The 12,576-nt window shown below is 42.6% G+C and carries 16 protein-coding genes and 3 pseudogenes; 13 read left to right on the plus strand and 6 right to left on the minus strand.

The genetic code is table 11. The annotated features are described in order from the left end of the window. Position 1: 1 nt before the first annotated feature. The 5 genes from PAENI_RS13320 (at position 2) to PAENI_RS13340 (ending at position 2,649) form a co-directional block, all read left to right on the plus strand. A complete protein-coding gene (locus tag PAENI_RS13320; protein ID WP_149645599.1) occupies positions 2-391 on the plus strand; it encodes a tautomerase family protein in 390 nt (129 codons plus the stop codon). 123 nt (positions 392-514) lie between these two features. Continuing rightward, positions 515-976 (plus strand): GNAT family N-acetyltransferase, encoded by a 462-nt coding sequence (locus tag PAENI_RS13325; protein ID WP_076286962.1) that lies wholly within the window; start codon positions 515-517, stop codon positions 974-976. A gap of 163 nt (positions 977-1,139) precedes the next feature. Further along, positions 1,140-1,664: a DUF4830 domain-containing protein gene (locus PAENI_RS13330; RefSeq protein ID WP_262495599.1), complete on the plus strand. Its 525-nt coding sequence runs from the start codon at positions 1,140-1,142 to the stop codon at positions 1,662-1,664. A gap of 108 nt (positions 1,665-1,772) precedes the next feature. After that, positions 1,773-2,123, plus strand: coding sequence for a hypothetical protein (locus tag PAENI_RS13335; RefSeq protein WP_149645600.1), 351 nt, complete (start codon positions 1,773-1,775; stop codon positions 2,121-2,123). A gap of 73 nt (positions 2,124-2,196) precedes the next feature. Then, entirely contained in the window at positions 2,197-2,649 is a 453-nt protein-coding gene (locus PAENI_RS13340; protein ID WP_262495609.1) for a tyrosine-type recombinase/integrase, read from the plus strand. Positions 2,650-2,992: 343 nt separating this feature from the next. Here PAENI_RS13340 and PAENI_RS13345 read toward each other — a convergent pair whose 3' ends face one another. Beyond that, the gene (locus PAENI_RS13345; RefSeq protein ID WP_149645601.1) at positions 2,993-3,250 is read right to left on the minus strand and encodes a hypothetical protein; all 258 of its coding nucleotides are present in this window, start codon (positions 3,248-3,250) and stop codon (positions 2,993-2,995) included. Between the two features lie 320 nt (positions 3,251-3,570). Here PAENI_RS13345 and rsgA point away from each other — a divergent pair, with 320 nt between their 5' ends. After that, positions 3,571-4,644 (plus strand): ribosome small subunit-dependent GTPase A, encoded by a 1,074-nt coding sequence (gene rsgA, locus PAENI_RS13350; RefSeq protein ID WP_149645602.1) that lies wholly within the window; start codon positions 3,571-3,573, stop codon positions 4,642-4,644. Between the two features lie 53 nt (positions 4,645-4,697). Continuing rightward, positions 4,698-5,658: pseudogene (locus PAENI_RS13355) on the plus strand (phosphotransferase). 59 nt (positions 5,659-5,717) lie between these two features. Here the strand turns inward: PAENI_RS13355 and PAENI_RS33045 are convergent. Together PAENI_RS33045 and PAENI_RS31820 are read right to left on the minus strand one after the other, a co-directional pair. Continuing rightward, positions 5,718-5,786: pseudogene (locus tag PAENI_RS33045) on the minus strand (GMP synthase (glutamine-hydrolyzing)); the annotation flags it as partial. Positions 5,787-5,813: 27 nt separating this feature from the next. Continuing rightward, the gene (locus PAENI_RS31820; protein ID WP_179085873.1) at positions 5,814-5,954 is read right to left on the minus strand and encodes a hypothetical protein; all 141 of its coding nucleotides are present in this window, start codon (positions 5,952-5,954) and stop codon (positions 5,814-5,816) included. Between the two features lie 113 nt (positions 5,955-6,067). Here PAENI_RS31820 and PAENI_RS13365 point away from each other — a divergent pair, with 113 nt between their 5' ends. From PAENI_RS13365 to PAENI_RS13375, 3 genes and pseudogenes are all read left to right on the plus strand, one after another. Then, positions 6,068-6,322, plus strand: a complete 255-nt coding sequence (locus PAENI_RS13365) for a cold-shock protein (protein ID WP_076301118.1) — start codon at positions 6,068-6,070, stop codon at positions 6,320-6,322. 135 nt (positions 6,323-6,457) lie between these two features. Then, positions 6,458-6,586: pseudogene (locus tag PAENI_RS32605) on the plus strand (MarR family transcriptional regulator); the annotation flags it as partial. Between the two features lie 59 nt (positions 6,587-6,645). After that, complete coding sequence (locus tag PAENI_RS13375; protein ID WP_076286956.1) at positions 6,646-7,308, plus strand: NAD-dependent epimerase/dehydratase family protein; 663 nt, start codon at positions 6,646-6,648, stop codon at positions 7,306-7,308. Between the two features lie 292 nt (positions 7,309-7,600). Here the strand turns inward: PAENI_RS13375 and PAENI_RS13380 are convergent, their stop codons facing one another. Then, a complete protein-coding gene (locus PAENI_RS13380; protein ID WP_316502821.1) occupies positions 7,601-7,996 on the minus strand; it encodes a transposase in 396 nt (131 codons plus the stop codon). Between the two features lie 51 nt (positions 7,997-8,047). Here PAENI_RS13380 and PAENI_RS13385 point away from each other — a divergent pair, with 51 nt between their 5' ends. The 3 genes from PAENI_RS13385 to PAENI_RS13395 all read left to right on the plus strand — a co-directional run bounded on the left by PAENI_RS13385 (position 8,048) and on the right by PAENI_RS13395 (position 10,096). Next, positions 8,048-8,614, plus strand: a complete 567-nt coding sequence (locus PAENI_RS13385) for a MarR family winged helix-turn-helix transcriptional regulator (RefSeq protein WP_149645603.1) — start codon at positions 8,048-8,050, stop codon at positions 8,612-8,614. Between the two features lie 108 nt (positions 8,615-8,722). After that, positions 8,723-9,226: a hypothetical protein gene (locus PAENI_RS13390; RefSeq protein WP_188114554.1), complete on the plus strand. Its 504-nt coding sequence runs from the start codon at positions 8,723-8,725 to the stop codon at positions 9,224-9,226. Positions 9,227-9,229: 3 nt separating this feature from the next. Next, the gene (locus PAENI_RS13395) at positions 9,230-10,096 is read left to right on the plus strand and encodes an SDR family oxidoreductase (RefSeq protein ID WP_076287107.1); all 867 of its coding nucleotides are present in this window, start codon (positions 9,230-9,232) and stop codon (positions 10,094-10,096) included. A gap of 818 nt (positions 10,097-10,914) precedes the next feature. On the opposite strand, the gene PAENI_RS13405 is transcribed toward PAENI_RS13395, so the two are convergent. Together PAENI_RS13405 and PAENI_RS13410 are read right to left on the minus strand one after the other, a co-directional pair. Beyond that, complete coding sequence (locus PAENI_RS13405) at positions 10,915-11,211, minus strand: DUF2089 family protein (protein ID WP_076287105.1); 297 nt, start codon at positions 11,209-11,211, stop codon at positions 10,915-10,917. Between the two features lie 618 nt (positions 11,212-11,829). After that, on the minus strand, positions 11,830-12,528 hold the full coding sequence (locus PAENI_RS13410) for a MerR family transcriptional regulator (RefSeq protein WP_149645604.1): 699 nt from the start codon (positions 12,526-12,528) through the stop codon (positions 11,830-11,832). Positions 12,529-12,576: the final 48 nt, after the last annotated feature.

Consider the following 12,576-nt stretch of genomic DNA (forward strand, 5'->3'; position numbering starts at 1 on the left):
CATGGCTCAAGTGAAAATTTTTGGTTTGAAGGAAAATTTAAACCCAATAAAGGAAAGGTTTTCGGAGGTAATTCATACATGTGTAGTTGAAGCATTTAAATTACCCGCCGATAAAAAATTCCATCGTTTTTTTCCAATGGATAGGGAAGATTTTCATTATGCCCCCGAACGTACAGAAGCATATACCATAATTGAACTAAGTATATTTGAAGGGCGTTCGGTGGAATCGAAAAAACATTTGATACGGTCGCTTTTTGAACACATCCAACAAGAACTAAGAATTTCCCCACAAGATATTGAAATAACAATCATCGAGACTCTTAAATCAAATTGGGGAATTAGGGGATTACCTGGTGATGAGCTTCAGCTTAATTACAATGTAAATGTATAGTCTTTAATAAGGCGATCAGATTTGGTTGCCTATTTTAATTTTGGAACGACTCAGTTTAGTTTAAGAGAATTTTGATTCATGTTGTAAAATATAATTATTTGAAGTATTGGGGGACGAAAGTAAATGTATGATATTTGTATTAAAGAAATCACAAAGAACAATTGGGAAGAAGCATTTGAACTATCAGTACACGAAAGCCAAAAATCTTTTGTTCCAAATATTGCAGAATCACTTGCGTTTGCTTATATAAAACCTTGGGATGAGGCTTTGGACCCTTACGTTTTATATGAAAACAATAGAATTATTGGTGCGTTTTATATTAGCTATACACCAAACAGTGAGGAAAATTATTGGATTGGTGGATTTCAGATTGATAAGGAACTTCAAGGTAAAGGGTACGGAAAACAGGCTCTAAATAAAATTATTGAATATATAAAAGAAAAACACCGTAAATGTAAGGTTATATCTTTAACAGTAGAAAAAGAAAACGAGAAAGCTATTGATTTATATGAGAAGGCGGGGTTTATAAGCCAAAACCAAGAAAATACTTACCAGCAACCTATATATAAGTTAAAGATTGAATAATTAATACTTTCGACTATTCAACTAACGGGACACGATAGTGGAGCAGAGTGCCGCGGCAGCTGCTCCTCTTGTTGTTCAACTATTGGGCAGTTTAACGCAACTTCATTTACTTCGATTCCGTCTAGATATTAGGAGGATTTCTCCATGTTGGGGGACGTTTAAATTGAGATATTTAAATTTCGGTATTTTGATTGGTTTGATGTTATTAATTCTTGTTGGATGTAACAATGAAGTCACAGGTGATGAAAAAATAGCCGAACAATACGTTATGGCTCAAGGTTATAAAGATATCACCTACAAAGGCGAAGTTTATAGCTATACTTTAGAAAAGAGCGAACTTTTCGAAAGTACAGAATCAATACCTTTTCAACAGGCTTGGGGCGTTCAAAAGGTAGAACCAGAAAAATATTTTGGGAAAGTCATAAAAATATATGGCTACACAGTTCAAAACCATCCATTGGAAAAGATATATAAATCGAAAATAAATGTTTATATCATGCTTTCCAAGAGTGAAGTTATCGGTGGCTATTCATTTCCTGATAACGATAGCGACGGAGGATGTTATTCACTGGATGGTAAAACCTTGGAGGAAGTAACAGGATTAAGTTATAAAGAGTGGAGTGATAATTGGAAAAAAATATGGAAAGTCATTACGCTAACGGGACACGATAGCTCAATTACGGCATAAAGGCAGCCGATCAGTGAATCGACTGCTTTTGTTCAACTAATATGCAGGATAGTTCGAAATCAATGTTGAACTATTGAAGAAAGTAGTGCATGAATAAGAGGTGTGACTATGAGGGTTGAACTTATTGACTTAAACGGTGTTCCCGTTATTTCTTTGCCCGCAGGTTATTATTTGTTAGAAGCATTTATTGGGACAAATCTTCAAGATAAAGATGAAAATGGTGTCTGGCTAATCGACTCAATAAACGAAGTTCTAAATGGGAAGGTAGAAAATTCAACTCTCGGCGATGTAAAATACTTTGTAATCCAGCTAAATAATACATCTGTGAAGATTATCGACCCATATTCTGATAGTAGAGCCTATTGCGAGTTGCCAACATTAACATTTAAAAACATCATCATAAATTGGCTTAAACAAAAGGATAATTATTACATTGATACAGCTAAAGGGAAATGCTAGTTGAATCAATAGTCTAAAACCTTCTATTAGAAGCAAACTAGAATTAATTGCTCTAGTAGGAGGTTTTATTATAATTTTAAGCGAACTTTGGCGTTATTATGAAGCGGACAAGCGACTCGAGGGGTTTAGTTCAAATACATTGAAAGCATATGCTCTGCAGCTCCGGATGCTGGTTATATATCTTGGGGATATAGTTATTTCCGAGGTAACTCTGAATCTGCTGAAGGAATACCTAGCTAAGCAGTCAGACCGACTAAAGCCAAGTAGCCTAGAGCACCGCATCCGTTTTGTGCGCTCCCTATTCAGTTTTGCATATGAAGAAACCTATTTACCTACCAACCCTTCGCTCAAACTACGTGAACCCAAAATGGATAAGCGAATTCCTAAGTTTTTGATGGAGGAAGATGTAATTCATCTGAAGATCTCTTGTCAGACACCATTCCATCATTGGGAGTGGTTTCTCCTTTATATACTGATGTATATTTTATGGTCAAACTTCACTTTGTGTTTAGATACGTTACGGTGAACCGTACCATAAGTAGGGGCAAGTTTTTTGGAGAAAAGCTCGCAGCACGTTTGGAAGGGCGCTTTGCCGGACATGGCTTCAGGAAGGGGCACGCTTGGTGGCGAAATCGGCGTAAACGGGCTTCTGCGAGCTTTTTGGGGTCACAAAATGATGAGTCCCCCTCCGCCGTTTTGGCGGAAGGGGCCAGTTCAAAAAAATGCTTTTGGATGGTCGGGTCGAACTCGAGCTCTTTTTTTCGGTCTTTCATGTGAATCTGCTTGACCACGGTGTGGAGCAGCGTCTTCTTCGTCTCGGGCGGGGATTCCTTCAGCAGATTGTGGAACTGTGTCAACGCTTGCCTGACTTACGGAAGGGGAATGGACTCCGCCATGCTGTCCTCCAGTTTGCGCTCGACCTCGTTCCTCCGGGACAACAGCCGCTCATGACGGTCTTTCAACTCGCAGAGTAGTTCGACGAACAGGTCGTCATCGACGCCGTTTCCTTCAAACAACTTGAGGAAGCGCTCACGCTGACTTTTGATGCTCGTGAGTTCTTTATCAACGTCAGACTCGATTGAGCAGGCCGAAACAATCTGCGCTGTCCGGCATTGATTTTTTTCCAAAATAGGTTATTTTATAGACAGCTTAGCGATAAGCAAGTTCCTGACACGAAGGGAGATGTGTTTTAATGGTAACTACTTATATGGTGGTTTGGTCTTAAAACTGAATAGAAGGCATACGCGAAAAAAGCGGGAAAACGCCCGTGTTATTTGGTATGCCATCCAAAGTAACCTTTCGTGAATATTGCTGTTTGCAGAATACGATGAAGGTCGTATCTTTTTTTGCGTCCTGATGCCGCGTGACAGCAGCTTCTTTTAGAGGCTGCTGTCACGCGGCATTTTTGCGTCCAAAAAACAACATTGAAGGAGCTAACAAAAAAAACATGATGGATTTGAAAACCTATGGCTACACAGAAATAGAAGCAATTCCCGACGGATCATTGCCCGGCAGGGTGACGGAGCTTCGGCGCGAGCGCTTCACGGTCATGACCGAGCGCGGCGAAGTAACGGCGGTGCTCAAAGGAGCGTTCTATCACAGCGTGGAAACACGCGTAGATTTTCCGTGCGTCGGTGATTCCGTCTTGCTGCACTACAACGAAAGCGGAGATTCGCTCATCGTTACGGTACTGCCCCGCCGCTCCAAGTTCTCACGCGCGGATTACTCAGGGCATGCCGCAGGCTATGCCAAAACCGTGCTGGAACAGGTCGTCGCAACCAACTTTGATTATGTGTTTATCCTTTCTTCTCTGAATTGGAATTTCAACGTTACCCGCATCATGCGGTACCTGACACAAGTCAGGCAGAGCGGCAGTCAGCCAGTCGTCATTCTGACCAAGGCTGATCTCGTTGAAGATTATAATCTCCCGCTCGCAGAAGTTACACAAAGCATCCCTGATGTGCCAGTTCATGCGATTTGCAGTCATACCGGCCTGGGGCTGAACGAACTCGCTCCCTACTTGATGCCTGGTAAAACAGTCGTCTTTCTCGGTATGTCTGGCGTCGGCAAATCGTCTCTGCTCAATGCGTTGATAGAACAGGACGTAATGAGGGTTCAGGCGATCCGGGAGGTTGACAGCCGGGGGCGGCATACGACAACGCACCGTCAGCTGTTCATGCTCCCGTCCGGTACTATGGTCATCGATACGCCGGGAATGCGTGAACTTGGGCTTTTTGATGCCGGCGAAGGCATACGCGCAAGCTTTACCGATGTGGAGGAATGGTTCCCACAATGCCGGTTTGCAGATTGCCGCCATCAAGCCGAGCCGGGCTGTGCCGTTCTCGCCGCGCTTGCCGACGGTTCGTTGCCGCGTGAACGGTGGGAGCATTATGTTGCCCAGCAGCATGAGCACAAGTATGTCCAGGATAAAACAAGCTACCTAATCGATAAGAGGGCTCGAAACAAAACGATAGCTATGTCAAGCAAGCAAACGAAGAAAAACGGAGGATGGAAGAAATGAATATTAAATTTGAAACGCTGATCTATGCCTAAAGCCGACAATTCAAGAAGGATATTATCTTGGCTGACTGCCAAACCATGCCGTTACAGGGCGGAACTGTGGGAAATGTGCACCTGGTAAACGGGATCGCCGAAACCGCGGATGGTGAAAAAATGCCGTACCGTATCGTGCTGAAAATTCAAAAGAAATGGGAACGTTACAACGATCCGGATTCCTGGCGCCGGGAATATGATCTCTATATGTCTGACTTGGGAATGACGTTCTCGGATACCTTCCGCTGGCCGACATGTTATCACGCCGAGATCAATGCCGAAGAAAATGAATTCAAGTTGTGGCTGGAATATATCGATGGCGTAACCGGTTTAGACTTGACCGGTGACATGTATGAACAGGCCGCGCTGGAGTTGGGACGTTATCAAGGCAAGCTGTATGCGGAACAGCCCGCTGTGCTGCAGAGCCTGACCAACCTGAGCCATGCGGATCTCATGAAGAATACGTATCTGCATTACCGGTCATGGCCGGTCGTTTACGATTATACACGCTCGGAGGACTGCGAATTCCCGTAGCACGTGCGGCAAATGCTCATCGACATCGATGAGCACGTAGACGAGATACTCGCCCGCATCGAAAAATTGCCCCTCGTGCTATGCCACCGGGACTTCTGGGTGACTAACCTGATCTATGCCGACGGGAAAATCGCGCTCATCGACTGGGATACATGCGGATGGGGCTACCTGGGCGAGGATCTCGCAAGCTTGATTGCGGATGAAGCGGATATCGATCACATGGTCGAATACTACCAGCGATGTGTCCCCGCGTATTACAAAGGCTTTTCGGAGTATGCGGATGTATCCCCTATCGCTGATCATTGCGTCTACGAGCTTGATCCTTCTCATATTCGGTTACAGGCTTGTGGAGTGGTATCTCCACACAGAGGACGATGACGAGAAGACGAAGCGTGTCCATACGCTCCAAAAAATCTATGAAATGAAGACCAGCCCTACGCAGGGTTGAACTCTAAAAAAAGAACTCCGAGAACCCTTGAATGTAATGGGTTTTCGGAGTTTCTTCCATTACTCCCATTCGATCGTCGCCGGCGGCTTGCTCGTGATGTCGTAGACGACGCGGGACATTCCAGTCGGTGAATCAACAGTGGAATTGACAAATGTTTACGGCGTCACATCGGAAGCTCCGATGTACGTCATCGTTACTGGAAACTTCCTGGATTCCTGCCGACATTTGGCCTTAACTTCTTCGACTTGTGCTTCAAGGCTGTACCCCTGCAATATCTTACGTTTTGTCAAAGTCATGGCCAAGTCCTCACCTTCACATTAAGAACGGCATCTGTTTTTTATGCGTCGGAAGCGGGGAAAAAAAGCTCAATCTCCATGATACTTAATAAAGTGACAGAGGAGGTGCTTAAATGGCGGAAAGAAGATGTGGAATGGTCAAATGGTTCAAAGAAGATAAAGGTTACGGACGGATAATGCTAGACGGGCAGGACGGTAACCATGTTTTTGTTCACTTTAGCGAAATACTACCAGACCCTATTAGGTTACCGAACGGCTTTCGGTTTCTTAAAGAGGGTCAAAAAGTTGCATTCGACCTATTCGAGTTCCCGAGTATAGTTGATTCTCAGCGTTGGACAGCTAAGAATCTGCAAATTTTAGAGGATTGAAGGAATCGAAACGTACTTCATGAATGTAACCGAGGAGGAATACAGTTCCAGATATGAAGAAAGGCGGGGTGTTGATGTGTTATAACAATGTGTTGACACAAAAGTAGTTAGGGACCATACTATATATGAACAACAATAATAAATGACATTGACTCTATTCCCTCGCTTCTACAATCCAAGCGTCAGATTGATCGCTATAACCTAGACATAGACGCACAGGCTAAACTCGTCGCGTCTAGGCTAATGGCAGCGGGAGCCAAGCTTCACTATGGACAGACGAATAGGTTAATAACAATTTAATTGAGAAAAAGGAGGGATCCATCGTGAAAATAAGAGCGATAATTACAGGAGTTACGGGGATGGTTGGCGAGGGTGTATTACATGAATGCCTGCAGCATCCTGATGTGGAACACGTTTTAGTGATTAACCGCAAACCATGCGGCGTTTCACATCCCAAATTAACTGAAATCATCCACAAAGATTTTTTTGATTTATCTGCAATAAAGTCTCAATTAAGTAACTATAATGCATGCTACTTTTGTTTGGGTGTAAGCTCTGTTGGTTTGAAGGAGGCAGAGTTCGCGCGCTTCTCGTATGATCTTACAATGCATGTGGCAGGCATACTTTCAAGCTTGAATCCAGATATGGTATTCTGCTATGTTTCCGGAATGGGAACGGATAGTACAGAATTAGGAAAAAGGATGTGGGCAAGAGTGGAGGGCAAGACAGAAAATCACCTCATGCAGCTGCCTTTCAAAAAAGCGTACATGTTTCGCCCTGCCTACATCCATCCAATAAAGGGATTAAAAAATACGCATAAATCTTATTATGCATTGATGTGGCTATATCCTATTCTAAGAAGACTATTTCCAAACTTTACTGTGTCTTTAAAGGAGCTTGGTATTGCAATGATTCATACTGTTACAAAAGGATATGATAAATCTATTCTGGAGAGCAAGGATATCATTAAATTGGCTAAATCTTAACCGGGTACTTTTGGCTGATCTCATAATCTAATTCATCTGAGCACAATAATACAGCTGTTTTATCCGGGTAATTATTCTCAATGTATCGCTCTCCTCAAGCACAAAGCGCATCCAGAATATGCGTAATAGCGTGGCGAGGTAACGCATGCTTGGCCGAATCAAAAAGCCATTTAAACAGCACATAGACCATTAAAGCCACAAATAGTTTGCCATATACTGCGTTTTCTGTCGTGCCAAATAACTTAGGAATATTCAAATGTTGTTTGATCCAGCGAAAGAACACTTCAATCTGCTAGTGAGCTTTATAGATTTGAGCGATTTGTTCTGGTGTTACTTGCATCAAATCCGTAACAACGCGTATTTCTCTATCTTCAAAGTCCCGAAGCCGAATAACAAAGGATTGCTTGTCTGTTTTGTAACGATCCAAACGCTCCAACTTTTCGTAAGCTCGATCCATTACTATAATATAGTCGGGATGTTCTAAATGCTCACTTACCGGCCTGTCATGTCTGGATCCGATCGTTTCCATGACGTTTAGAGGTTGCACTGTTTCAGCCCGCAAGGCCACATGAAGTTTGATACCTGCACGTTCATCGTGATAAGGAGCCCAGGGCAAACGCATTTTCCCAACAGTCATCGTAGTGGCATCAATGAGAAGCAGCTTTTTCGGAAAAGCCGAGGTGTTGATGTGTTATAAAAATGTGTTGACACAAAAGTAATTAGGAGCCATACTATATATATGAACAACAATAATAAAATAATAAATGACATTGATGCTATTCCCTCGCTTGTACAATCCAAGCGTCAGATTGATCGCTATAACCTAGACATAGACGCACAGGCTATACTCGTCGCGTCTAGGCTAATGGCAGCGGGAGCCAAGCTTGGACATGCCTCGGAAATTCATTTCTCTAGATTCGGTTTATCAACAGGGCGATATCGTTTATTGGCAGATCTTGAAGATAACGAAGGAGAAGAGTTGCCTTCGCAATTAGCGGAGCATCTAGGGGTTACACGTGCTACAGTGACTGGTCTTATCGACATTCTTGAACGAGATGGCCTAGTTTCTCGGCGATCAAGCTCAGACGATGGCCGTCAGAGATCGGTCATTTTGACGGAAGAAGGAGCGAAGAAGCTCCGTGAAATGGCTCCTGAGCATTTCGCTCGGCTGGAAGCAATGGTGGGCTTACTCAGTATTGATGAGCGCAGCGTATTTCTCGACTTGCTAGGCCGAGTTACACAAGGCATCTCAGCACTTACGGGCGAACTTGTCTCGAAACCAAAGGGAAACATCAGTAATGAGTAGAATGGGCTAGTGAAGCTAGCCTATTTTTACTCTTATATAGTTAGGTGCCTAATTATAGCTCACTGAAAGCAATCGTTGAACTATTTCAAAGAAGAAGGGAGCAACTAAATGAACCAGATGAAATACCAGAATCAGACAGATGATGTTTACGGTATCAAGGCTGTTGGTTCCAAGAAAAAGACTTTTGTACTATGGCGCGAAGTTGTAATGGCCTATGCTGCTCCTGCCATCATGGCAGGTATCGGGGGATTGGTTACTTCCGATAGGGGGCTTCAAATAGGGGCATTGACCACAATCGGCGCTGCATCGGCCTTGATGGCCTTGATGATTGGCCTTTTGTTGCGCAGCCGAGTGGGCCAGATGCGATGGGTCATCGGTGCACCTCACTTGGTTGTGGTAGGGGTGTTCGCATTGGCCGGGTCCTCGTTTGGCCTATTCGCCGCATGGGCGACATCTGGTTTACTAGAAATTATGATTCCGAGCAATGACTTGGCCTGGGTCGGTCGTGTCTGGACCGATTTCCCCTTGTCTGGATTCATAGCAAGTACGATAGTGACATGGCGGTGGCGTCTTGCCGTCGCAACAAATTTTTCATCCAAAAGGAGAAGATAAAAAATGATAGTTATTATGGGAGCAACAGGTACGATAGGCAGTGCGCTTTTGGAACGTTTGGTTGATCTTGGCTTACCCGTCAGGGCGCTGAGCAGAGAGCCAGAGAAGTTGCGTGATCAGATCGGAGAAAAAGGCCGCTCGACTATCGAGGTCGCATTGGCGGATGCTTCCGACCCCGAATCGCTGCGCTGCGCGTTTGCAGGTGCTAGCCAGCTCTTCCTTGCCATGTCCAACAGTCCAAGACAAATTGAATTGGAAACTTCAATCATTCAGATTGCCGCTGAATCCGGAATCAAACACATCGTAAAAATATCCAGCCCTGCTTTTGAGCAGAGTTCTCCAGTGGCAGTGGCTGGCTGGCATCAAGAAATCGAGAAAACGCTGAGGGAATCGGGTCTCACCCACACCGTGTTGCGCCCTTATGCGTTCATGCAAAACTTAATGCGCCTTGCACCAACGATCACAACCCAAAATGTTTTCTTCGGCTCCATGGGCGATTCACCGTGTAACTTCATTGACTGTCGCGATATCGCTGATGTTGCTGCAGAAGTTCTGACCAACCGCGAGGTATCAGGCCAAATATATACGCTTACTGGTTCGGAGATTTTCAGTTATCCCCAGATCGCGAGTCAACTGTCCGCCCTGCTTAATCGGCCGATAAGCTACATCAACATGGAACCCCAAGTACTACTACGTAATCTTATCGAGTACGGCCATATGCCTCCTTGGCTCGCGAACCACGTTGTGGAAATTCAAACCATGTCTACGGTGGTGCCAGAAAGTCCAAATGACACTGTGAAGCGCTTGCTCGGCAGAGAGCCACGCACGCTAAATGCCTTTCTGCATGAGTGTGTAGAAAATTTCCGGTAGAGGCGGAGTCCACCTATTTTGAAATTTGTGTCGTTGGCAGCATTTTTCCGATCTCAGACAAGTTTTTGAGCTCCCATGAAAATTAAAATAGCTCAAAACTAGAAAAAGAACATAAGAAAGAAGACCCAGAAAGACACTTTTTAAAAAAAGGCTGAGCCTTATGTGTACTTAAATAAAGTTAGGCAGACAGAAAAACAACAAACTTCGTTCTACAATCACTAAAGACTAGGCTGGTGCAAAAACCAGAGTAGGATTAATCTCCCATGAGTGCTTCCCGAAAGGGAGCGACAATCTGTGATGCACCGGGGTCGTTGGAGTCAGACTAAGGGATGGGCTCTAAGGCACCATAGCTCATCGACCTTCTTCGCCAGCCGTAGTAGCAGTATTGACTGATTTTACCCATTTTCATCATCTGTGGTGCGGCGCTTGCGCTGCATGTATGGCTAACGGGCAGGATAGTTGAATTTACATGACAAGAATGATCATCTAATTCTAGGAGATGACCATTCTTTGATTTCTTCTGAATACAAACTATTTTAAGTCGTGAGTCTTTATCTTATCCAATTCTTTTTTTCTCTTCTGGCTAAGGGACTTTCTTCCTGCACTCCATTCTGCAATAAGGAAAAGCAACCCTAATAGTAGATAAAGGATAAAACCTAAAGTGTTTTCGATACGATTAGTAACAAACATCCATATTAAAAACACAATATAGGCTACTGGTATAACTGATCCCCAATAAACGTTGTTCCTGGTTGAAAAAAAGTATTGAACCGCTAATATCCCGACTATAACCAAAAGTCTGTATAAATCATCCATTATTATTCTTTCCTTTCTTGTTTATATTTTTCAATGATCAGTTTTGCGTCCTCTACGTTTATGCGATCATCAATCGATAGTTTTTTGATGAATTTGATGAAGTCCTCATTATCTATAGCGTCATTGATTTTTATTTTCTCGATCAATCTATCGAGCTTAATCCTTACTGTTGGATATGACACTTCATATACTTTTGCGATTTCTTTCAAAGAACCTGATTTGAGAACTAAATTTTTTATGAATTCTAAGTCCTCATTTTCCAAGGATAATATCCAGTTAGGCACTTTTTTTATATCCATGGCATGTTCCCCCTCCTTTCTCATTAATACAGTAACACATCACTTTAATTAAATCAAACAAAATATAAATTTTATTTAACATGAATCTAAATTACTAATTAATTTATATAAGTATATAAGTTATATTTACTTCAATTTTCTTGCTGATGAAGAGATTAGAAACGCTTAATAATGATTTTTTTAAGGGATATGAGGGTGTATAAAGTAGATACAATAAAAACAGTTCCTCCTTCATTTTGGGAATTATGATTAAGCTAACGAGGAACGTTAGTTCAATAAACTAGCGGCTGTCTAAATAGTTCCGGGATTCTGCCGTTACAAGGGAGCATCGTTTTTAGACGATAACAGAGAGGGTGTATTCATGAATACACCCATCAGGGTAGTAACGCGAAATCAACTCCGTCCCTTAAGGGAGGAGTTTTTTGCGTTCTTATAAATGATGTTAAGAAGGATTAATAATGTTCCAAAAAATCTATGCTTTCGATCGAATTCTGAGCCAGAATATGTTTATTGCTGTAAGGACTTCTTGCCGAAAGAAGGGGGATGCAGGTGCACTAGTATTTGAGTTAAGTTTTCTTCTTTTTGGGAAGATTTCTTGTTGATATCAAGTTATCAAGTTTAATAGTATTTCACATATTTCATAAGCTCAGCAATTCCCAAAAACTGCTTCATTAATTGACTATTTAATTTTTGTAACGCAAGCTCGAATGACATTTCTACTTTTTTATAGTTTTGTGTCTCTATTTCATTCAGGAGTTGTTTCATATTCTCGATATAATACACGGTCTTCCTTAGACTGCTGATTAGTATAATCTTTCTTAATTCCGTTACAGTATAGACCCTATAGCCGTTGTCTTTGTTTCTGTTAGAAGTAATAAGGCCTTCTTGTTCCCAATGTCGAATGGCTGAAGGCTTAACGCCTGCCATTTGTGCAACTTCACCAATAGTCATTGCATTTGTGACCTCTAAATCGTTGTATTTTGATAAATCTGCGTTCCGGAACATGCGTAACACATCCTCTAACCTATGCTTTTCCGTTTGTGTATTATGTTGTTCTTGATTGATTGACCAAAGTGCATCCTCAATTTGCCGAGCTTTAATCTTTCTCATCACATCGTACACAACTGGAATCTCATATCCTTGCAAAAGTGCCCGAATCGTAATAAAAGCTTGGACATGAATGTCTGTATAACACCGGCGATTGCTAGGAGTCCTCGGAACTTCGGGAACTAAGGCTTGATCTTCATATCTTCTTAATGTAGTGGTACTTACATTTAATTTCTTAGCTATCATTGTTGGTGTATAATTATCTCCCATAATCGTCATCGCCTCAGAACATTAAAGTTAAACCTTCAAGTGCTACAA

The sequence above is a fragment of the Paenibacillus sp. B2(2019) genome (assembly GCF_008370385.1).
In the GTDB taxonomy this organism is placed as follows: domain Bacteria; phylum Bacillota; class Bacilli; order Paenibacillales; family Paenibacillaceae; genus Paenibacillus_AQ.